Raw genomic sequence first — 21,142 nt, forward strand, 5'->3', positions numbered from 1 at the left:
CGGGGGCGCGCTTGGGCGGCCCCGGTGACAGGTCCAGGGTAGCCGGTGACCGATACTTGCCCGTATGGCTTACGACGATCTCCGCTCGCTGCTCAGGGCCCTCGAGCGCGAAGGCGACCTCAAGCGCATCAAGGCCGAAGTCGACCCGTACCTGGAGGTCGGGGAGATCGTCGACCGCGTGAACAAGGCGGGAGGGCCCGCGCTCCTCTTCGAGAACGTCAAGGGCTCCTCGATGCCGCTGGCGATGAACGTCTTCGGGACGGACCGCAGGCTGCTCAAGGCGCTCGGCCTGAAGTCGTACGGCGAGATCAGCGAGAAGATCGGCGGGCTCCTCAAGCCGGAGCTGCCGCAGGGCTTCGTCGGGGTCCGCGAGGCCTTCGGCAAGCTCGGCTCGATGGTCCACGTGCCGCCGAAGAAGGTGAAGTCCGGCGACGCCCCCGTGCAGGAGGTCGTCCTCACCGGCGACGACGTCGACCTGGAGAAGCTGCCCGCGCTCTTCACCTGGCCGAAGGACGGCGGCTCCTTCTTCAACCTGGGGCTCACCCACACCAAGCACCCCGAGACCGGCGTCCGGAACCTCGGCCTCTACCGGCTCCAGCGGCACGACAAGCGCACCATCGGCATGCACTGGCAGATCCACAAGGACAGCCGGAACCACTACGCGGTGGCGGCCGAGCGCGGCGAGCGGCTGCCGGTCGCGATCGCCTTCGGCTGCCCGCCGGCCGTGACGTACGCCTCGACGGCCCCGCTGCCGGGCGACATCGACGAGTACCTCTTCGCCGGCTTCGTGCAGGGCAAGCGGATCGAGATGGTCGACTGCAAGACCGTCCCGCTCCAGGTCCCGGCGCAGGCCGAGGTCGTCATCGAGGGCTGGCTGGAGCCGGGCGAGATGCTGCCCGAGGGCCCCTTCGGCGACCACACCGGCTTCTACACCCCGCAGGAGCCGTTCCCCGCCCTGAAGATCGACTGCGTGACGATGCGGAGGCGTCCGCTGCTCCAGTCGATCGTGGTCGGCCGGCCGCCGACCGAGGACGGGCCGCTGGGCCGGGCCACGGAGCGCTTCTTCCTGCCCCTGCTCAAGATCATCGTGCCGGACATCGTGGACTACCACCTGCCGGAGTCCGGCGGCTTCCACAACTGCGCGATCGTCTCGATCGACAAGAAGTACCCGAAGCACGCGCAGAAGGTCATGCACGCCATCTGGGGCGCGCACATGATGTCGCTGACCAAGCTGATCGTCGTGGTCGACAAGGACTGCGACGTCCACGACCTGCACGAGGTCGCCTGGCGGGCCCTCGGGAACACCGACTACGCCCGTGACCTCACCGTCGTCGAGGGGCCGGTCGACCACCTCGACCACGCCTCCTACCAGCAGTTCTGGGGCGGCAAGGCGGGCATCGACGCCACGAGGAAGCTGCCCGAGGAGGGCTACACCCGTGACGGCGGCTGGCCGGACATGGTCGAGTCGGACCCGGCGACGGCCGCCTTGGTGGACCGGCGCTGGAAGGAGTACGGGCTGTGACCACCGCCGCCGTGCCGGGCGCCCAGCCGGGGCGTACGAAGGCGTTCCTCAGGCTCGTCATGATCGAGCACTCGGTCTTCGCGCTGCCCTTCGCCTACATCGCCTCGCTCACCGCGATGTTCCAGACGGACAAGCGGATCCACTGGTGGACGCTGCTGCTCGTCACCGTCTGCATGGTGGGCCTCCGGACCTTCGCCATGGCCTGCAACCGGATCATCGACCGCGAGATCGACGCGCGTAATCCGCGCACCGCCGGCCGGGAGCTGGTGACCGGCGCGGTGTCCGTGCGCTCGGCGTGGACCGGGGCCGGGATCGCCGTCGTGGTGTTCCTGGGGGCCGCCGCCCTGCTCAACCCGCTCTGCCTGGCGCTCGCGCCGCTCGCCGTCGTGCCGATGGTGGTCTATCCGTACGGCAAGCGGTTCACGAACTTCCCGCACGCGATCCTGGGGCTCGCCCAGGCCATAGGGCCCGTCGGGGCCTGGCTGGCGGTGACCGGGGAGTGGTCCTGGGACGCGGTGGTCCTGGGGCTCGCGGTGGGCGTGTGGATCGGCGGCTTCGACCTGATCTTCGCCTGCCAGGACGTGCGGGCGGACCGGGCGCACGGCGTCATGTCGGTCCCGGCCCGCTTCGGGATCCCGGCCGCCCTGTGGGGCGCCCGGGGCTCGGCGGTCGTGACGACCGGACTGCTCGTCTGGTACGCGCTGGCCACCGGCGCCGGGGTCTTCTTCTGGATCGGCCTGGCGATCGTGGTGGTGGCGTTCTGCTACGAGCACACGATCGTGAAGCCGCACGACCTGTCCCGGCTGAACCGCGCGTTCTTCACGACGAACGGCTTCATCGGGATCAGCCTGTTCGTCTGCGCGCTCCTCGACCTGCTGGTCCGCGGGCTCACCCCGTAGCCCCGGACCCCTCACGGATAGGCTCGACGGCATGAACGACGGCAAGCGCACCCCCTGGATCGTGGGGGTCTCCGGGGCGTCGGGCACGCCGTACGCCGCCGCCGTCCTGAGGGGGCTGCTCGCCGCCGGGGAGAGCGTCGACCTGGTCGTGTCGCGGGCCTCGCGGCTCACGCTGCTCGACGAGACCGGGATCTCCTTCCGGGACGCGCACTGGCGCGAGGACCTGGCGGCCTGGCTGGCGCGCGGCGCCGACGGGAAGCCCGACACGTTCGAAACGGACCTGGAGGACGTGCGGTACTGGCCGGCCGGGGACCTGGGCGCGGGGCCGTCCTCGGGGTCGTACCCGGCGAAGGGGATGCTGGTGGTGCCGGCCTCGACCGCCGCGGTGGCGGGAGTGGCGCTGGGGCTCTCGAAGGACCTGTTGCAGCGGGTCGCGAGCGTGACGCTGAAGGAGCGGCGGCCGCTGGTGGTCGCCGTGCGGGAGACCCCGCTCAACGGGCAGACGCTCAAGCACATGGTGGCGCTGGACGAGGCGGGCGCCGTGGTGCTGCCCGCCTCTCCGGCGTTCTACGCGGGGGCGACGCACATCCAGGATCTGGTGGACTTCGTCGCCGGGCGGGTACTGGACGCGGCGAAGGTGCCGCACCGGTTGTACCGCCGCTGGGAGGGAGAGCTGGGTGCGGCTCTCCGGTCTGATTAGCGCTTCTTCGCGCGCTCCCGGGGAGCGCGCTTCGAGGCGGGGACGGGCTGGTGGGCACGCGAGCGGTTGGCCAGGTCCTGCAGCTCACGCATGCGGGCGTAGGCCATCTCGATCGTGTACACGGTGAACACCACTCCTGAAGGATCGTCTTTGATCTGCTGAAAGATTCACAGGGCGTCTCCCCTGTGTACCTTAGATTCTATACCTAAACTCGCGGTATCGCTGGACAATGGAAGGCCTCATACCTATGGACGCCGTGGACAGGCAGCTCATCCAGGCCCTGCGCGAGAACGGGCGTGCCTCGTACGCCGAACTCGGCCGGCTCGTCGGGCTCTCCGGCCCCTCCGTCACCGACCGCATCAACCGTCTGGAGGCGGCCGGGGTCATCACCGGCTACCGCGCCACCGTCGACGCCGCCTCGCTCGGCCTCGGCGTCACCGCCCTCATCGGCATCTCCCTCTCCGACGCCGCCGACCACGAGGACGTGGCCCGCCGGCTCAAGGACCTGGCCGAGATCGAGGACTGCTGGTTCATCGCCGGCGACGACTCCTTCATGCTCAAGGTGCGCGCGAACGACGTCGACGGCCTGGAGAAGACGATCCGCCGCCTCAGCGGCACCCGGGGCGTCTCCCGCACCCGCACCACGATCGTGCTCTCCACCAAGTGGGAGAACCGTGTCGGGGAGCTGCCCGAGGAGGGCTGACGGCGGGCCTGAGAGTACGGTGAACGGCGAAGTCTGATGTCGGAGAAAAAGGGAGGCGGCCGCATGGACGCGGGGCTCAAGCGTGAGCTGGAGCAGAAGGTCCGGGACGGTGAGCGGCTGAGCCGTGAGGACGGCATCGCCCTGTACGAGTCCGACGACCTCGCCTGGCTCGGCGGTCTGGCCCACGAGGTCAGGACCCGCAAGAACGGCGACGTGGTCCACTTCAATGTCAACCGGCATCTGAACATGACCAACGTCTGCACCGCCTCCTGCGCCTACTGCTCCTTCCAGCGCAAGCCGGGCGAGAAGGACGCGTACACGATGCGCATCGAGGAGGCCGTGCGCCTCGCGAAGGCGATGGAGAACGAGAACCTCACCGAGCTCCACATCGTCAACGGGCTGCACCCCAACCTGCCCTGGCGCTACTACCCGCGCTCCCTCTCCGAGCTGAAGAAGGCCCTGCCGAACGTCTCCCTCAAGGCGTTCACGGCCACCGAGATCCACCACTTCGAGACGATCTCCGGGCTCTCCGCCTCCGACATCCTCGACGAGCTGATCGAGGCCGGACTGGAGTCGCTGACCGGCGGCGGCGCCGAGATCTTCGACTGGGAGGTCCGGCAGCACATCGTGGACCACCGCACCCACTGGGAGGACTGGTCCCGGATCCACCGGCTCGCCCACGAGAAGGGGCTCAAGACCCCGTCGACCATGCTCTACGGGCACATCGAGGAGCCCCGGCACCGCGTCGACCACGTGCTGCGGCTGCGCGAGCTCCAGGACGAGACGAACGGCTTCCAGGTCTTCATCCCGCTGCGCTACCAGCACGACTTCGTGGACATGAAGGACGGCAAGGTCCGCAACAAGCTCCAGGCGCGCACCACGATGGCGACCGGCGCCGAGGCCCTGAAGACCTTCGCGGTCTCCCGGCTGCTCTTCGACAACGTGCCGCACGTCAAGGTCTTCTGGGTCATGCACGGCGTCCAGACCGCGCAGCTCGCGCTCCAGCACGGCGCCGACGACATGGACGGCTCGGTCGTCGAGTACAAGATCACGCACGACGCCGACAACTACGGCACGCCGAACAAGCTGGGCCGCGAGGACCTGCTCGAACTGATCCGGGACGCCGGCTTCCGGCCGGTCGAGCGGAACACGCGGTACGAGATCATCCGCGAGTACCCGGGCCCGGACGCGGAGCGACGCGAGTCGCCGCAGCCGATGCGGGTCTGAGCCGTGCGAGGGGAAGGGCCGGCGGGGAACCCCGCCGGCCCTTCCCCGTGCCCTCACGCCTCCGTGCGCTCCACCGGGATCCACAGCTCCGCCCGCGCCGTCGTCCAGTCCTCCGAGGGGCGTACGGAGAGCAGCTCGGGGCCCGGCCGGCTCGCGTACGGATTGGACGGGAACCACTGGGTGAAGACGTCCCGCCACAGGTACTGGAGCGCCTTCGGGTACGGGCCCTCGTTCTCGAAGACGGCCCAGGTCCCGGCGGCCACGTCGAGCGCGTCGAACCCCTCCGGGACGTCGGCGCCGCTCACCGCCCCGTGCCAGTAGTCCAGCTCGGCGCCCTCCTCGCGGCTGTCCGAGAGGTGGGTGACCGCCGACAGGACGCCCCCGGGCTCCCCGTCCGCGAGGCGGGCGAGCCGGGCCAGGCCCTCCTGGCCGATGGACCGGATGTGGGCGGCGATCGCCGGGTTCTCCCCCTCGTGGACCAGGGGGACCCGGGCCCCGCGCCCGATGATCCGGAAGGCGTCCTTCTCCACGATCCTGTACCGCATGCTGCTGTTCCCTTCGACGACGAGGCGGAAGGACATGCGCGGCTGGGAGCGCAGCGCGGCCCCGGTGCGGCGGGCCTCGCCGGGGCCGACGCCGTGCACCGCGCGGAACGCGCGGGCGAACGCCTCCCCGGAGCCGTAGCCGTAGCGCACCGCGACCTCCAGGAGCGTCCGCTCGCCGGCGAGCACCTGGCGCCCGCGACGGTGAGCCGTCTGCGCCGCACGTACTCCGACAGCGGCATCCCCGCGAGCGCCGAGAACAGGCGCCGGAAGTGGTACTCCGAGGTCGTCGCGATCCGGGCGAGCCCGGCCGGGTCGAGGTCGCCGCGCAGGTGCTCCTCGATGTGGTCGAGTGCCCGGTTCAGCCGCTCCAGCACGTGGTCCGTCCTTCCCTTTCCGTGTCCTCACCGTAGGAAGGGGCCGGGGGTCCGGACCCGACATCCTGTGCCCGGTCCGGTCGGGTGGGCCGGCCGGTCGGTCCGGTCGGCCCGATCCGGGCGGGTCAGGCGAGGGGCAGCAGCATGATGATGTCGTCGCGGTCGTCGCCGGGGGCGACCCGGATCGCGTCGGGGACGCGGCCGACCTCCTTGTAGCCGCACTTGGCGTAGAAGCCGTCGACGCCGGTGCCGCCCCGGCAGGTCAGCCGGACCGCCTCGATCGCCTCGAAGCCCGGGGCGGTGCGGGCGGTGTGCTCGACCGCCGCCATGAGGTCGCGGCCGTGCCCCCCGCCCTGGTGCCGGGGGTGGACCATCACGGTGTAGAGCCACGACCAGTGCCGCATCAGCGGGTGGGCGTTGAAGGTGAAGAACGCGGTGGCGGCGACCGCGCCGTCCTCGTCGCGGCCGACGAGCAGGCGGGTGGTGCCGCGCTCCATGCCGACGAGGTGCTTGAGCAGGGCGGGGCGGATCTCGTCGGGGGTCACGGGCGGGACGAAGCCGACGGCGCCGCCCGCGTTGGAGACGTCGGCCCAGAGGGCGAGGACGCCGTCGCGCAGGGCGGTGTCGACCGCCGGGTCCACCTCGAACGTAAGGGTCATCGGGTGAGATTATCTATTACTCGCCGGGTGCTCAAGGGGGTTGGTGCCGAGGGGGGCGCGGTCCCGTGTTTCACTGGGAGGACGTTCGTCCCGTAGGGGATCTTTTCGGAACGGAAGAGTGGACTGACATGCTCCGTTACACGGTGCTGCGGCTCGGCATCTTCGCCGGGTCCTTCCTCGCCCTGTGGGGGCTCGTCTACGTCGGCGTGCTGCCGCGCGGCCTCGGCGACTCCAACCTGCTCTGGGTCCTCGTCCTCTCCGTCGTCGTCTCCGCCCCGCTCAGCTTCGTCCTCCTGCGCGGGCAGCGCGACGACATGAGCGCGGAGATCGTCGAGAAGGTCGACCGCGCGAAGGGCCGCCTCGCCGACAACCGGTCCCGCGAGGACCTGCTGTAGGGCGTCGCCCTCCGGCCGTGGAGGCCGCGTAAGGATTCCGTAAGTTTCATCACACATCTAACCCCGGGTGAGAGCTTCCAAGGCTCCCGCCTGGGGTTTTCTGTGTTTCGGAGGCGGAGGGGTGCTCTTGTACCCCAAAGAAGAGCTTTGAGGTTCTCAAAGTTCAAGTGTTAACGTGTTCGACATGAAGACCGCAGCGCGCACCTCCGACGCCATGAGCCCTCCGCTCGTGGCGCGCCTGCACGTCGACCTGTGCCGCTGTATGTCCGCGGTCTGTTGCCGCGAGCTCTGACCTTCCCGGCATTCATGCGGCGGCCCGCGCCCGAGCGCGTTCCCGTGGCCGCACCCCCGTCCCCGTATTCCCCCGATACGCCCTGTGGAGTGTGTCTGTGTCCGCGTCCGTCTCCGAGGCCCCCGAGGCCAAGCCCTCGTCCCGGATACCCAAGGTCCCCTTCTGGGCCCAGATCATCGTCGGTCTGGTCCTCGGCGCCCTGCTCGGCTGGATCGCCCGCAGCCAGGACGTCTCCTGGCTGAAGGAGACCCTCGGCCAGGTCGGCGACATCTTCGTCCAGCTGCTCAAGCTGGCCGTCGCCCCGCTCGTCTTCTTCGCGATCCTGGTCTCGATCACCAACCTGCGGAAGGTGAACAACGCCGCCCGGCTCGCCTCCCGCACCCTGCTCTGGTTCATGATCACCTCCCTGATCGCGGTCGCCATCGGCCTCGCGATCGGCCTGATCACCAACCCGGGCTCCGGCACCGGCCTCACCCCGCAGGACGGCAAGATGCCGAAGCGCGAGGGCTCCTGGATCGACTTCCTCACCGGCATCGTCCCGACGGACGTCGTCACGCCCTTCACCGAGCTGAACGTCCTCCAGATCGTCTTCATGGCCGTCGTCGCCGGCATCGCCGCCCTGAAGCTCGGCGACCGCGCCAAGCCGATCCTCGCCCTCTCCGAGTCGGTCCTCGAACTGCTCCAGAAGGCCCTGTGGTGGGTCATCCGCCTCGCCCCGATCGGCACCGTCGGCCTCATCGGCTTCGCCATCGCGGACTACGGCTGGGACCTGATCGGCAAGTACGCCACCTTCACCGCCGACGTCTACGTCGGCTGCGCGATCGTCCTCTTCGGCGTCTACCCGCTGCTGCTCGCCACGGTCGCCAAGGTCAGCCCGGTCCAGTTCTTCAAGGGCGCCTGGCCGGCCATCCAGCTGGCCTTCGTCTCCCGCTCCTCGGTCGGCACCATGCCGCTCACCCAGAAGGTCACCGAGCGCCTCGGCGTCCCGAAGGAGTACGCCTCCTTCGCCGTCCCGTTCGGCGCCACCACCAAGATGGACGGCTGCGCCGCGATCTACCCGGCGCTCGCCGCGATCTTCATCGCGCAGATCTTCGACGTGCAGCTCGGCATCCAGGACTACCTCCTGATCGCCTTCGTCTCGGTGGTCGGCTCGGCGGCCACGGCCGGCCTGACCGGCGCGACCGTCATGCTGACCCTGACCCTCTCCACCCTGGAGCTCCCGCTCGCGGGCGTCGGTCTGCTCATGGCGATCGACCCGATCATCGACATGATGCGCACCGCCACGAACGTCGCGGGCCAGGCGCTGGTCCCGGTGATCGTCTCCGCCCGCGAGAAGATCCTCGACCACACCGCGTACGAGAACGCCTCGTCGTCCCCGATCGACGACCCGACCGAGACGCGGACCGAGGACGAGAAGGTCCTGGTCACGGCCTGACCGGTACGGAGGGGTCCTCGCCGTTCCTCGTGCCCCCGCCCCCTGCCGGGCGGGGGCACTAGGCTGCTCGGGGGCAGTCGGACGATCTTGTGGGCAGCGGGAAGCAGGGGTGGGCACCATGGCCGACGGTGCGAAGGCGCGGCGGCTGCCGCGCGCCGTGCGGGAGCGGCAGATGCTCGACGCGGCCGTGCGGAGCTTCGCGCGGCACGGCTACCAGACGGCCTCCATGGACGAGATCGCCGAGCTCGCGGGGGTCTCCAAGCCGCTGGTGTACCTGTACCTGAACTCCAAGGAGGAGCTCTTCACCGCCTGCATCCGGCGGGAGGCCGGAGCGCTGCTCGCCGCCGTGGCCGCCGGGGTCGAGGACCGGGAGCTGCCGCCCGACGAGCGGCTGTGGGCGGGGCTGCTCGCCTTCTTCACGTACGCCGCCGAGCACCCCGACTCCTGGGTGGTGCTGAGCCGGCAGGCCCGGACGCAGGGGGAGCCGTTCGCGACCGAGGCGTCCCGGATGCGGGAGGAGATCGCGGTCTACGTGGCGGGGCTCATCGGCGAGGCGGCGCACGAGGCGCACGGGCCCGCCACCATCACGGAACGGGACGTGACCGCGCTCGCGCAGGCCCTGGTCGGCTCGGCCGAGTCCCTGGCGACCTGGGCGAACGAGACGCCGGGGGTGACGGCGAAGGAGGCGGCCGCGACGCTGATGAACTTCGCGTGGGCGGGGCTAGGGAACCTCATGAAAAGCGAGCGCTGGTCTCCCCGTTGAGCCTTACCGCACAGTAAGGTTACCGACTGGTTAAGTCGGTGCGGGTTCCAACGCGCCCGTACGACAGCCCGGTTCGGCCCCGCATGTGGCCGCACGCCCTGCCCGTCCGCACATGCCCTGCACGTCCCGCACGCCCTGCACGCCCCGCACGTCCCGCACGTCTCAGTCCGTCGCGAAGACCGAGGAGCCGCACGTGTCCGTCGCCACCGCCGCAGCCGGGACCGAGCCGGTCGAACCGCACAAGTCCCTGGTCGACGGGCGGGTGCGGGAGGTGTCCGTCCCCGCCCTCGCCCCCCGGATCGCCCGCGGCTCCCTCGCCGACCTGCCGTACGACAACGCCCGCCTGGACCCCGACGCCCCCCTTTTCTCCCGCAAGGGACCCGGGGGCGAGTGGTACGACGTCCCGGCCTCCGCCTTCGCCGCCGAGGTGCACGCCGTCGCCAAGGGCCTCATCGCCCACGGTCTGCAACCGGGCGACCGGCTGGCCCTCATGGCCCGCACCACCTACGAGTGGACCCTGATCGACTTCGCCGCCTGGGCCGCCGGACTCGTCACCGTCCCCGTCTACCCCACCTCCTCGGCCTTCCAGACCCGCTGGATCCTCCAGGACTCCGGCGCCGCCGCCTGCGTCGTCGAGGACCCCGACCAGGCCCGGGTCGTCGCCGCCGAACGGCGTCAGCTCCCCGGCCTGGCGCACCTCTGGGCGATCGGCACCGGCGCCGTCGAACTGCTCCGCCGGGCGGGGGAGCGGGTCTCCGACGAGGCCGTCACCGCCCGCCGGGGACTGCTCACCCCCGAGACCCTCGCCACCCTCGTCTACACCTCCGGCACCACCGGCCGCCCCAAGGGCTGCGCCCTCACCCACGCCAACTTCTTCGCCGAGGTCGACAACGCCGTCCGGCTGCTCCACCCCGTCTTCGTCTCGGAGACGAAGGAGCCCGCCGCCACCCTGCTCTTCCTGCCGCTCTCCCACGTCTTCGGACGCATGGTCTCCGTCGGCTGCGTGCGCGCCCGGGTGCGGGTCGGGCACGCCCCCTCCGTCGAGGGCGACGGACTCCTCGCCGACCTGGCCGCCTTCCGGCCCACCTTCCTCCTCGCCATCCCGTACGTCCTGGAGAAGGTCTTCAACGCCGCCCGCGCCACCGCCGAACGCGGCGGCAGGGCCGCCTCCTTCGACCGGGCCGCCCGGGTCGCCCGCCGCTACGGCCAGGAGGCCTCGCCCTCGCTGCCGCTGCGCGCCGCCCGCGCGCTCTACGACCCGCTGGTCTACCGGCGGATACGGAACGCGCTCGGCGGACGCGTGAAGTACGTGATCTGCGGCGGCTCCCCGCTCGGCGCCCGGCTCGCGGAGTTCTTCGCGGGCGCGGGCGTCGAGGTCTTCGAGGGGTACGGCCTGACGGAGACCACGGCCGCCTCCACGGTCACCCCGCCCCGCCGGCCGCGCACCGGGACCGTCGGCTGGCCGCTGCCGGGCACCGCCGTCCGGATCGCCGACGACGGCGAGGTCTGGCTCAAGGGCGGCCACGTCTTCGCCGGGTACTGGGACGCGCGGCGCGGGACGGCCGTGCCGTACACCGACGACGGCTGGTTCCCCACCGGCGACCTCGGCTCGCTCGACGAGGACGGCTACCTGCGGATCACCGGCCGCAAGAAGGACCTCATCGTCACCTCGGCCGGCAAGAACGTGGCCCCCGCCCCGCTGGAGGACTGGCTGCGCGCCCACCCGCTCGTCGCCCAGTGCATGGTGCTCGGCGACGACCGCCCGTACGTCACGGCCCTGATCACCCTGGACCACGAGGGCCTGTCGCACTGGCGGCGGATGCGGGGCAAGGAGCACCTGGCGCTCTGGGAGCTGACCCGGGACGAGGAGCTGCTCGCCGCCCTCCAGCGGGGCGTGGACGACGCCAACCGGCTCGTCTCCCGCGCCGAGTCGATCCGCGCCTTCCGCGTCCTGAACACCGACTTCTCGGATACCTCGGGCCACCTCACCCCGTCCCTGAAGCTCCGGCGGGGCGCGGTGCTGCGGGACTTCGCGCGGGAGGTCGAGGAGATGTATCCGGCGGGGAGCGAATAGGGCCCGGGGGCTGCTGGTCCGGTCCGCACGAGGGGAGGTCACCTTCTGCGAGCGCTGATCACCAGCGTGGTGAGCCGAGGACGCCGGGGATCGGGGAGTTCCTGGACCCTGGTCGGACGGAACCCCGCGCGGTGGAGCGCGGAGTGCCACCCGGGAACGTCCAGCTCCCAGCGAGTGAGAGGACGGCGCGTACCGTCGGGAAGGACGAGGAAGTCCAGGGAGGGCCGCCCGTCCGGCGGAGAGCTCCGGTTCCGGCGATGGGGGTGGGGAACCGAGAAGACCAGACGTCCGTGTGCTCGCAGGCGGCGGGCGATGGCGGGCAGGATCACCTCGGGGTCGGTGAGACCGAGGGCGCCGAAGACGGAGTAGACACTGTCGAAGGGGAGGGTGCCGGTGCGCAGGAAGCGCAAGGCGTCGCAGACGAGGAAGGTGAGCCCTTTCAGCGAGCCGTACTTCTCGTTCGCCCGGCGGATCTGAACGCCTGTCAGGTCGACCGCCGTGACCTGAGCGCCGTGCACGGCTGCGAGGTGAGCGGCGTTGTAACCGGCGCCGCAGCCGAGTTCCAGTACGCGACGCTCGTGCAGGGCGGGACCGAGGACCCGGGCGTCCGGACCGATGCCGGGATGCGTTCCCCATTCCATGCGTTGCCTCACGGGCGACGGGCCCGGGATGTGGGGGACTTGCTCCGCATAGGCATGCCAGGGGGACGCCTGATCGATCATGCTCTGCTCCACATGACGGAGGTGGTGGGACGGAGGCGGAAGGCACTTCCGCGGCCCCTGCCGGGAGGGCGTCCCGGCAGGGGCATGACATGACTGCTCAGTGCGCGGCAGGTGCGGGCTCGCGGTACGAGTAGACCTTGGCCAGCCAGTCGGCCTTGAAGGCGTCGAGGCTGTCGCGGAACGTCGACATGGAGGCCCCGTAAGGGGCCACCACGCCGCCGGACTGGTCGGGCACGGACTGGCATCCGTGGACCAGTCGGCCCCCGAGCGCGGTGTGCGCCTTGATGGACTCCAGGCGGCGGTGCTCGTTGAACCAGCCGCCGTGGTAGACCTCGTCCAGCATGGCCCCGGTGGAGTCGTCGAGCCCGAAGACCACGGACGTGGCCGCGGGGAAGAACCAGCACGGGCCGATGTTGGAGATGTGCCCGTCCAGCTCGACCTTGTTGAGGGCCATGAGCGTGGCCGCTTCGCGCAGCATCCGCAGGTGGTCGGCGGTCAGCCCGGGGAGACCGATGCCGTCGAGGTGCTCCTCCCGGAACAGGTACGTGTAGACGTCGTGGGCGGTTCGCAGGACGAGTGCCGCGTCGTCGGTGGAGTAGGCGTGCGCCTTGATGAACTCCAGGGCGAGCTGTTCGACCGCGTGCGTGGCCGTTTCCTCGACGGGCAGGAGCTCCGACCTCACCCGCTGCCAGTCGGCCACGAGCCAGGTGTGGGACTCGAAGCGGAAGAAGTACTCGGCGGGATCGATGTCGATGTGCCGTCCGCGGACCCGGATGCCGGGCAGCCGGTTCCATCCGGGATCGAAGGCGACGGGCAGCTCGACCGAGAGGGGCGAGCCGGCCGGGGTGCACGACGTCTGCCGGTCGGGCGTGCGGGGGGAGTGGAGCAGCGGGGACGAGGTCTGGGGGGACATGGCCTGTTCTCCTTTTCTTGCCGGTCTGCAGGTGCTCCGAGGCGTCACGGAATGAACGGAGACACGTCGAATTCACTTTCGAAACTCGTCGTACTCGCGTGCGGTTCCGGGGCTCCGTCGAAGGCAGAACGCACATTAGGCAAGAAGATCCAGATCCGTCGCCTCAAAAGGGCGTCAGGAGGGGTTAACTTTGTGCGGCAAGGTCTCATGGCCCATGACCGGTCATGAATCGGAATACCTCCCGTGAGGAGAGCTGCGGCAATGTCACTCGAATGGCCCCCCAGCGCGGAAGCGTCGGCCTCGTGAGCGTGGGAGGGGCCGGGATCCCCCGTCTGCACGAGCTGACGTACATCGAGACCGCGGCGAAGGCGGTCGCCCGGGGCGAGCCCTTCGAACGGATCAGGCTGGCCATGGTGGACCAGGCGGAGCAGTCCGCCCGCCGCACCGATCAGGACGGATCGTTCGACCCTGCCAAGTGGGTCGCGCAGCGTTCCAATCCGAGCAAGTACGTACACAACACCGTGGACGTCCTGAAGGAGCTGATGCGACTGGGCTGGGTGGAGCGGCACGTCCTCCCTTCCTCGCCCCGCTCCGCCTATGCCCATGCCCATGTCACCTTCGAGGTGACCGATGAGGGCCGGTCCTGGACGCAGCTCGTGGAGCGCGATCCGCGGATGGGCTACAACGCCCTCGTCGGCAAGCTCCTGGAAGCGCATCCTCAGTTCGAGGGATTTCTCCGTCTGGTGGGCGCCCGCCCCGACAGCACGACCAACCACCTCACCGTGCCGTTGCTCAAATACGAGGGATCGTCGTACGAAAACCACGACGAGTTCCTACGGGCTTTCGTAGCGCATGTGACGGAGGCCGTCCAGGAGGGCGACCTCGGCTGGATGGCGGAACCGGACATCGTGCGAACGTCCCTGCACGACTATGTGAACACGGCGGTCCGCAGGGCCAAGGCCCGGGCGGCACACCAGGCACAGACCGACAAACAGCCGGCCGGGGGCCGGAGGAAGACGAAGCGGGCCGTCGAGGCGCCCCGGAACCCCCCGGGAGCGGACCTGACGCGCAAGAGGGTTGCCGCGCTTTGTGAAGAGGCCGTGGTGCGCCTCGCGTTCACTTCGGCCGGCTGCTCCATGGACTACATCAGCCACGAACTGCTCCGCCGCTGGTGCAGGTTCCTCGGTCTCGCCAACTTCAGTTACTACGCTCCCGGCCCCCAGGCACTTCGCCTGTGGGCGACGGGGAGGGTCTCCGACAGCGGAGAAGCGGTCACCTTCCAGCGCCAGGTCGGGTCCGATGTGCGCCACAAGGCGCTCTTGGCCCTCCCCCGAATCTGGAGGGACGAGGCCGGCCGGCCCGGAGGAACGATGTACCGGCCCGTGTGGCAGGTCCGGGCAGCGGTCTGCTGGGACCAGCGCATCAGTGACGAAGAGTTCGATGCCGCTCTTGCCGCCGCCTACCGCGGCGAAGTGCCGGATCTCGAGTTCGGGATCCATCTGGACGAGGCCTCCCTCGTCCGGATTCCCGGATCGGCCCGGCCGTTCTCGCTGAAAGGCCGGGTGTTCCACGTGATGCGCCTGGACGAAACCTACCAGGAAGTGGGGGCGACAGCCTCGTGAGTGAAAAGGAAAAGGTTTCTGGCGTCGTTTGGATTAAAAATAAATGGAAGCTGCGCAACAATCCGTTCCCGTCGATCGGCATGCTTCAAATGGGAGGCCGGGACGCTCGCGAGAACGGTCTCCTGTACGAGCCGGACGTGCATGCCAAGCAGCTCCGTGAGGTGACCGAGAAATTCGTTCTCGGGATGTCCTATTCCGGTCTGAAGTTCGGCTATCTGTGGTCGACCGGGATTGTGCCCGGAGACTCCGACGCGCGTGGGTTCGGCAAGTCGGTACTGATGCAGCATCTCGCCAAGAAGATCAACGGTGATTTCGGTGAAGAGGTGTATCGCTCGGCCGGCCTGGACGAGGAGGACGCGGCAGAGGTCCCGATCTGCTGTGTCCTCACGAGTTTCGACACGGTACAGGTGCGCTCGTTGAGTGCCGCACTGTTCGCTGCTGTCGAATACGCGGTGACGTACCCCTCGGAGCAGGGCGAGCCCCTGGCCGCACGCCTGCGCAAACGTCTCGTCGAGCGGACGGGGAGCGGTGACGTCAGGGATCTCGTGAAGGCGGTCACCGACGAGCACCGCGCGTTGAACGGACGGACCCTCGGGCCTCCCGACGACAAGCTCATCGTCGCCCTGTGCGAGGAGGACTCCGATGCCGCCGCCGACTATTTGATGCGCATCACCCCTACGTCCCGCAGCCGCAACGGCGCCGTGCACATGGCCACCTTCCTGCTTTTTGTGGCTGCCGCCGGGATCAGGCGCGTACTGGTGTTCTGCGACCAGCTGGAGGACCTGGCGAGCACCACGACGGCGAAGGCGAAGCGCAATCTGGAGATCGAGCGGTTCCGGGACGTGCTCGTGGAGACGCTGCCCATGGCGGACATGGTGACGATGGTGGTGACCATGCACCCCCGTGCGTCGCTGACGATCGGCACGGCGTGGGCGCTCGCGGACCTGCCGGCCTTCGAGCTGACGGAGGCGAACAAGCAGAGCACGGTGAAGCTGCCGGCCCTGGGCGATGTATCCCAAGCGGCCCAGCTGCTCAAGCCCTACCTGGCCGCGGCGACCAAGGACGGGGTCGAACGGGAGGAGGGCGACGAGTTCTTCCCGTTCAGCAAGGAGGCGATCGCCTGCCTCTTCGACTACTCCACCCGCAAGCCGCGTGATGTTCTGCGCAAGGCGCACTCCGTGTTCGAGACCGCTGCCGCCGAGAACCTCGCACGCATCGAGACGGACGACATCCTGCGGTTCTTCAAGTCGTCGAATGCCTACCCGTTCGAGGGCGTGGGAACCGGTGGCCCTCCCGGCACATTGGACTGGAGCCAAGGATGACGGCCTGGAGCACGCGACCCGCACGACACGCGGTCACCGGAGAAGAGGCGGTTCGGGCCCGGAGTCATTCCGGTCCGCTTCGCTGCCCGGGTACCAGGGCGACGGGGAGGGGCAGCTTCTCCTTCTTGGAGAAGCGCAGATTGCGCACCGGCCGACCTGTGACCCAGGCGTTCCACGCCTTCAGGTAGAGCCCCACTTCGCCGTGTGTCGACCTACGGCGTCGGTCGGAGCCCCTGGCACGTTGCCCGGCCAGGGCTTTGGACAGTGCCAGTCTGGGGTCGCCGACGTCGAGGTTCGCCCCAGAGACCAAGCCGTTGACCCATTCGTCCACGCGTACTTGCGGGGTGGACGGTTCCACGGTGATGAAATACGCCATCGAAGCGGCCGTGGGAATCATGAAGACGTTCTTCGCGATGTTACGACCCACCTGCACCGCGCGCCGGTACCTGTCCGGTTCCTCAGCGAACTTCTCCAGGATCTGGTCGTTCGTCAGCCGCCCCCGGGCTCCGCCCCAACCAGGTTCGGGCACCTCCCGGTAGAGGTGTACGTGACGGATGGTGGAGGCGAGGAGGGTGGGGTCCTTCTCCCCGCCGAGGGAGAGCGCGTCCGCGCTGCTGCGCCGCCGTCCGGTGTCCAGTACGGAGAAGGTCTCGCGAGGCATGTGCTCGAAGACGACCATGGGGACGGCGACGCCCGCCTTCACGACGGCGTGCAGGCGGTGCTGCCCGTCGATCACCGTTCCGGTGGAGAGCGGTCCGTCCATGGCGATGCCCTGATGAGTCAGCTGCCAGTGCCCGCGCAGGATGCTCGCGGCGAGCAGGGCGACGTAACTCCGGTCGAGACGCCGGTTGTGGGTCTCCCGGCTCAGGAAGTCCGCGGCGAGCTCGGGGGTGATCATCACGATCTGCATGGCGGTCGGGTGCGGCGGCCGAAGGTTCTCGTCGAACACCGGTGCATCATGTCAACGGCGTTGAGGATTCCCTCCGAACTGCCCGTAAGTTTTCGGCGCGTTGGAATGATCTTTTGATCTCGTCCCCAGGCGCTCAGGTGTGATCTTCTTTGACCGCCTCACGGCCAGAGGAGTTCGCGGGTCCAGCCGTCGGGCGCCGACGGATCGCGGCGGTAGCGGAGACGCACGTGGCGGCGCCGCTCGTCGCCCTGGAAGAACTCGACCTCGGCCGGTTCGACCGCGTACGGGGTCCAGGTGGGGGCCGGGGCGTCCGGCTCCGCCTCCGCCCGGCGCCAGGCCGCCGCGCTCGCCTCCGCGAGGGTCTCCGGGGAGTCCAGGACCTCGCTCTGCCGGCCGACCAGGGCCGCCGCGAGGGCGCCGGTGGTGCGGGCGTGGAGGTCCTCGTACGCCTCCTCGGGGGTGCCGGCGGCGACGTGGCCCCTGACCCGGACCTGGCGGCCCTGGACCGGCCAGTAGAAGTTGAGCGCCGCCTCCGGGCGGGCGGCGAGCTGGCGGCCCTTGGCGCTGGTGGAGTGCGTGGCGAAGTGCCAGCCGCGCGCGTCGGCGCCGTGCAGCATCACCACCCGCACGTCGGGGCGGCCGTCCTCGTCCACGGTGGCCAGGGCGGGGGTGTGGGGCTCGCTCTGGCCGGCCGCGACGGCCGCGGTGAACCAGTCGTGGAAGAGGGCGAGCGGACCGGGCGGGGCGTCCGCCGGGTCGAAGGCGGGCAGCGCGGTGTCCCAGACCCGCAGGGAGCGCAGGGCGCGGTCGAAGTCGGTCGTCATGGGGTCACGGTAGTCACGGGGGCAGTCCCTCTTCGCGACCGTTCCGTCGTGCGGCCCGGAAGACGGCGACGCCGGCGGCGGTCCGCGGGCGCGGTCCGCCGCCGGCGTCGGCGACAGGACGGGGGAAGGAGGGGGGCGGGGCTATCTGGTCGGCTTCTTGCCGGTGATGCCCAGGTGCACCAACAGGGCCAGGTTCGGCTTCAGTTCGGCCTGCTTCACGCCCCAGGTCTGGAAGCCCTTCTGGTGCCCCGCGACCGCGGCCAGCATCGTCACCAGGGAGCCGGCCATCGCGGCGGGGCTGACGTCCTTGTCGACCTTGCCCTTGGCCTGGAGCTCCTTCACCGCGTCCGTGAGGGAGTTGGTGACCGAGTTCAGGATCTTCATGCGGATCTTGTAGAACCGCTTGTCGCCCTCGGCGGCGCCGAGGTCCACGACCCGGAGGATCGCGTCGTGCTTGCGCCAGAAGTCCAGGAAGCCTTCGACGAGTTCCTCGGAGGACTGCCAGCCGGCCTTGCCGACCCAGGAGCGGCCGGAGGCGAGGTCGGCCAACCCGGCGCCCTCCTTCGCCATTTCCTCCGCGATCTCCAGAACCGCTCCCTCGACGTCCGGGAAGTACTGATAGAACGTCGCGGGTGAAGTACCCGCCTTCCGGGCCACGTCGATGACCTTGACGTCCCGGTAGGGCGAGGAGCTGAGCATCTCACCGAGGCAGTCGAGCAGCTTCTGCCGCGTCGCCTGACCGCGCCGACCGGCCACGCGGCCGTCGACGGTGCGTACTTGTCCTGTCATGCCGTCAGCTTACCGACGAGGCCTCAGGGCGCGATTCGGCCGACTGCAAATGGGGTGCGCCCTCGTGCGCACGCGTTCTTCGAGGTGGACGCGGGTGTGCGGTGGAAGGGGGAGAGAGGGAATGGGTCGGTATTGAGCCAAAGTGGAGGGCGGCGGCGAGGCTCGTGCCGGCGCCGGGGGCGCCGGCGGGCGGGGCCGATCGGGGGACCTCGCACCCGAATAGAGTTATGAACAGTCTGTGGACAACTTCGGTGGACAACCCAGGCACCGCAAGGGTCCCACCCCGTCGAATCGTCCCTTTGTTCGCATCCCGGGGCATGCGCGGCCCCCGGCGCCGCCCTAGCGTGGAGCCATGGTCGTACGTACTGAGGGCACCCCGTGCTGGGTGGACGCGCAGCTCCCCGACCTGGAGGCGGGCAAGCGCTTCTACGGCGAGCTCTTCGGCTGGACCTTCGACCCCGACCGCGACGAGGCCCTGCTGCGCGGACGCCGGGTCGCCGGACTCGCCCCCAAGCGGGACGGCCGCATGCCCACCACCTGGACCGTCTACCTCGCCACCGGGAACGCCGGCACCCTCGCCGCCCGGATCCGGGCCGCCGGCGGCCGGATGGTCATGGACCCGTACCCCGTCGGTCCCTTCGGCGTCCTGGCGCTCGCCGCCGACCCCGGCGGCGCCGTCTTCGGCCTCCGCCAGGCGGGCGACGACGACGGCTTCGCGGCGGTGAACGAGCCGGGCGCCTTCTGCTGGATGGAGGTGTACACGCGCCGGCCGGACGCCGTCGACACCTTCTACGCCACCGTCTTCGGCTACCTCGGCCGCCAGGCCGACCCCGAGGAGGAGGGCGCGGGCCCCGACCTCGACTACCGCGTCTGGTCGCCCCCCGGCTCCCGGCCCGGCGACGACAGCGCCTTCGGCGGCCGGGCCGTCATCACCGACGACTTCCCCGCCGAGATGCCCGGCCACGTCCTCGCCTACTTCGCCGTGGAGGACTGCGACGAGGCCTGCGACACCACCGTCCGGCTCGGCGGCCGGGTCGTCACCCCGGCCCGCGACACCCCGCACGGCCGCGTCGCCGTCCTCCGCGACAACCAGGGCGCCCTCTTCGCGGTGCTCGCCGAACCGGGGGACGGACCCGGACCCGAGACCCGGTCCGGACCGGAGACCGCACCCCGCCCCGCACCGTAATCGGGCGGTACGGCCGGATAGGCCCGCAACCGTCCCGCCCGGCGCACCCCGCCCCCGCCCGTCCCCCGTAGCAGGCGACACCCCGATCCGCCCCCGGGTTCGCCACCGGGCCCCCGGACAGGAAGAATCAGGGCCACGGGGCCGTACCTTCATGGCCCGTACGGGGAGGTGGCAGGCAAGTGGAGCAGCTGACGCAGCACGACCCGAGACGCATCGGGCCCTTCGAGGTGCTGGGCCGGCTCGGCGCGGGCGGAATGGGCCTGGTCTATCTCGCGCGCTCGGCCTCGGGCCGGCGCGTGGCGATCAAGACCGTGCGCACGGAGCTCGCGGAGGACCAGCTGTTCCGGGTCCGCTTCACCCGGGAGGTGGAGGCCGCACGGGCCGTCTCGGGCTTCTACACGGCCGCCGTCGTCGACGCCGACCCGCGCGCCGCCGTGCCCTGGCTGGCCACCGCCTACGTGCCGGCGCCCTCCCTCGAAGAGATAGTGAACGAGTGCGGGCCGCTCCCGGCCCAGGCCGTGCGCTGGCTGGCGGCCGGCGTCGCCGAGGCCCTCCAGTCCATCCACGGGGCGGGCCTGGTCCACCGCGACCTCAAGCCCTCCAACGTCCTCGTCGTCGAGGACGGCCCCCGGGTGATCGACTTCGGCATCGCGTCCGGCGTCTCCAACACGCGCCTGACCATGACCAACGTCGCCGTCGGCACCCCCGCCTACATGTCCCCCGAGCAGGCCCGCGACTCGCGCAGCGTCACCGGCGCCAGCGACATCTTCTCGCTGGGCTCGATGCTGGTCTTCGCCGCCACCGGCCACGCGCCCTACCACGGCGCCAACCCGGTCGAGACCGTCTTCATGCTGCTCCGCGAGGGCCCCGACCTGGAGGGCCTGCCCGACGAGCTGCGGCCCCTCATCGACTCCTGCATGCAGATGGACGTCTCCCGGCGGCCCAGCCCGGCCGACCTCCAGGCGCAGCTCGCCCCGCACCTCTTCGGCCCCGGCAGCGACGACAGCGGCACGGCCTCGGCCTGGCTGCCGCTGAGCGCCACCGCCATGATCGAGCGGCGCCGCGGCGGCGGCCGGACCCCCACCGCACCGCCCGTCCCGCCCGTGCCCCCGCCCCCGCCGCCGTCGGACCCGCCGGGCCCGTTCCCCGATCCGTACGGCCCGGAGCGCGGCCCCCGGGGCGGCGGCGGGTCCGAGCCCGCCCCCCTCGGCGGCCGGCACGCGGGCCCCGCCGAGAGCGCGGGCGGTCCCGTGCGCCTCGCCGGCG

General features: G+C 70.4%; 20 protein-coding genes and 1 pseudogene. 13 read left to right on the forward strand and 8 right to left on the reverse strand.

Annotated elements, in window-relative coordinates; genetic code table 11:
• Positions 1-64 precede the first annotated feature (64 nt).
• Genes ACWGSR_RS30660 through ACWGSR_RS30670 form a run of 3 tightly spaced genes read left to right on the forward strand, consistent with a single transcriptional unit; the run spans position 65 to position 3,121 of the window.
• A complete protein-coding gene (locus tag ACWGSR_RS30660; protein WP_453571289.1) occupies positions 65-1,522 on the forward strand; it encodes a menaquinone biosynthesis decarboxylase in 1,458 nt (485 codons plus the stop codon).
• Complete coding sequence (gene mqnP, locus ACWGSR_RS30665; RefSeq protein WP_453571292.1) at positions 1,519-2,421, forward strand: menaquinone biosynthesis prenyltransferase MqnP; 903 nt, start codon at positions 1,519-1,521, stop codon at positions 2,419-2,421. The genes ACWGSR_RS30660 and mqnP overlap by 4 nt, the downstream gene beginning before the upstream one ends.
• Positions 2,422-2,452: 31 nt before the next feature.
• The gene (locus tag ACWGSR_RS30670) at positions 2,453-3,121 is read left to right on the forward strand and encodes a UbiX family flavin prenyltransferase (RefSeq protein WP_453571295.1); all 669 of its coding nucleotides are present in this window, start codon (positions 2,453-2,455) and stop codon (positions 3,119-3,121) included.
• Here the strand turns inward: ACWGSR_RS30670 and ACWGSR_RS30675 are convergent.
• Positions 3,118-3,255, reverse strand: coding sequence for a hypothetical protein (locus ACWGSR_RS30675; protein ID WP_159042984.1), 138 nt, complete (start codon positions 3,253-3,255; stop codon positions 3,118-3,120). The genes ACWGSR_RS30670 and ACWGSR_RS30675 overlap by 4 nt on opposite strands.
• 113 nt (positions 3,256-3,368) lie before the next feature.
• Here ACWGSR_RS30675 and ACWGSR_RS30680 point away from each other — a divergent pair, with 113 nt between their 5' ends.
• Positions 3,369-3,824: an Lrp/AsnC family transcriptional regulator gene (locus tag ACWGSR_RS30680; protein ID WP_125666109.1), complete on the forward strand. Its 456-nt coding sequence runs from the start codon at positions 3,369-3,371 to the stop codon at positions 3,822-3,824.
• 63 nt (positions 3,825-3,887) lie between these two features.
• On the forward strand, positions 3,888-5,051 hold the full coding sequence (mqnE, locus tag ACWGSR_RS30685; protein ID WP_125666111.1) for an aminofutalosine synthase MqnE: 1,164 nt from the start codon (positions 3,888-3,890) through the stop codon (positions 5,049-5,051).
• Between the two features lie 53 nt (positions 5,052-5,104).
• Here the strand turns inward: mqnE and ACWGSR_RS30690 are convergent.
• A pseudogene (locus tag ACWGSR_RS30690) lies at positions 5,105-5,970 on the reverse strand (GyrI-like domain-containing protein).
• Between the two features lie 125 nt (positions 5,971-6,095).
• Complete coding sequence (locus ACWGSR_RS30695; protein ID WP_453571299.1) at positions 6,096-6,629, reverse strand: N-acetyltransferase family protein; 534 nt, start codon at positions 6,627-6,629, stop codon at positions 6,096-6,098.
• Positions 6,630-6,757: 128 nt separating this feature from the next.
• On the opposite strand from ACWGSR_RS30695, the gene ACWGSR_RS30700 reads away from it, so the two are divergent.
• The 4 genes from ACWGSR_RS30700 (at position 6,758) to ACWGSR_RS30715 (ending at position 11,588) form a co-directional block, all read left to right on the forward strand.
• Positions 6,758-7,024 carry a DUF4229 domain-containing protein gene (locus tag ACWGSR_RS30700; RefSeq protein ID WP_376240523.1) on the forward strand — a complete coding sequence of 89 codons (267 nt, stop codon included), beginning with the start codon at positions 6,758-6,760 and terminating at the stop codon, positions 7,022-7,024.
• A gap of 383 nt (positions 7,025-7,407) precedes the next feature.
• On the forward strand, positions 7,408-8,751 hold the full coding sequence (locus ACWGSR_RS30705) for a dicarboxylate/amino acid:cation symporter (protein WP_376240520.1): 1,344 nt from the start codon (positions 7,408-7,410) through the stop codon (positions 8,749-8,751).
• 118 nt (positions 8,752-8,869) lie between these two features.
• Positions 8,870-9,514: a TetR/AcrR family transcriptional regulator gene (locus ACWGSR_RS30710; protein WP_453571304.1), complete on the forward strand. Its 645-nt coding sequence runs from the start codon at positions 8,870-8,872 to the stop codon at positions 9,512-9,514.
• 193 nt (positions 9,515-9,707) lie between these two features.
• Positions 9,708-11,588, forward strand: a complete 1,881-nt coding sequence (locus tag ACWGSR_RS30715) for an AMP-dependent synthetase/ligase (RefSeq protein ID WP_453571308.1) — start codon at positions 9,708-9,710, stop codon at positions 11,586-11,588.
• Between the two features lie 38 nt (positions 11,589-11,626).
• Here ACWGSR_RS30715 and ACWGSR_RS30720 read toward each other — a convergent pair whose 3' ends face one another.
• Together ACWGSR_RS30720 and ACWGSR_RS30725 are read right to left on the reverse strand one after the other, a co-directional pair.
• Complete coding sequence (locus ACWGSR_RS30720) at positions 11,627-12,229, reverse strand: class I SAM-dependent methyltransferase (RefSeq protein WP_453571311.1); 603 nt, start codon at positions 12,227-12,229, stop codon at positions 11,627-11,629.
• 178 nt (positions 12,230-12,407) lie between these two features.
• Positions 12,408-13,223, reverse strand: coding sequence for a hypothetical protein (locus ACWGSR_RS30725; protein WP_453571314.1), 816 nt, complete (start codon positions 13,221-13,223; stop codon positions 12,408-12,410).
• Between the two features lie 272 nt (positions 13,224-13,495).
• On the opposite strand from ACWGSR_RS30725, the gene ACWGSR_RS30730 reads away from it, so the two are divergent.
• The gene (locus tag ACWGSR_RS30730) at positions 13,496-14,845 is read left to right on the forward strand and encodes a hypothetical protein (RefSeq protein ID WP_453571317.1); all 1,350 of its coding nucleotides are present in this window, start codon (positions 13,496-13,498) and stop codon (positions 14,843-14,845) included.
• On the forward strand, positions 14,842-16,167 hold the full coding sequence (locus ACWGSR_RS30735) for a hypothetical protein (protein ID WP_453571320.1): 1,326 nt from the start codon (positions 14,842-14,844) through the stop codon (positions 16,165-16,167). Before ACWGSR_RS30730 ends, ACWGSR_RS30735 begins: the two co-directional genes overlap by 4 nt.
• A gap of 64 nt (positions 16,168-16,231) precedes the next feature.
• On the opposite strand, the gene ACWGSR_RS30740 is transcribed toward ACWGSR_RS30735, so the two are convergent.
• The 3 genes from ACWGSR_RS30740 to ACWGSR_RS30750 all read right to left on the reverse strand — a co-directional run bounded on the left by ACWGSR_RS30740 (position 16,232) and on the right by ACWGSR_RS30750 (position 18,690).
• Positions 16,232-17,116 (reverse strand): hypothetical protein, encoded by an 885-nt coding sequence (locus ACWGSR_RS30740; protein WP_453571323.1) that lies wholly within the window; start codon positions 17,114-17,116, stop codon positions 16,232-16,234.
• A gap of 119 nt (positions 17,117-17,235) precedes the next feature.
• Entirely contained in the window at positions 17,236-17,901 is a 666-nt protein-coding gene (locus ACWGSR_RS30745; protein ID WP_453571326.1) for a pyridoxine/pyridoxamine 5'-phosphate oxidase, read from the reverse strand.
• A 141-nt stretch (positions 17,902-18,042) separates the two neighbouring features.
• On the reverse strand, positions 18,043-18,690 hold the full coding sequence (locus tag ACWGSR_RS30750; protein ID WP_125666131.1) for a TetR family transcriptional regulator: 648 nt from the start codon (positions 18,688-18,690) through the stop codon (positions 18,043-18,045).
• Between the two features lie 352 nt (positions 18,691-19,042).
• On the opposite strand from ACWGSR_RS30750, the gene ACWGSR_RS30755 reads away from it, so the two are divergent.
• Both ACWGSR_RS30755 and ACWGSR_RS30760 read left to right on the forward strand, forming a co-directional pair.
• Positions 19,043-19,876 carry a VOC family protein gene (locus tag ACWGSR_RS30755; RefSeq protein ID WP_453571329.1) on the forward strand — a complete coding sequence of 278 codons (834 nt, stop codon included), beginning with the start codon at positions 19,043-19,045 and terminating at the stop codon, positions 19,874-19,876.
• Between the two features lie 179 nt (positions 19,877-20,055).
• A partial coding sequence (locus ACWGSR_RS30760) for a serine/threonine-protein kinase (RefSeq protein WP_453571332.1) occupies positions 20,056-21,142 on the forward strand: 1,087 nt, incomplete at its 3' end.

This window comes from Streptomyces sp. NPDC055632 (assembly GCF_053618675.1).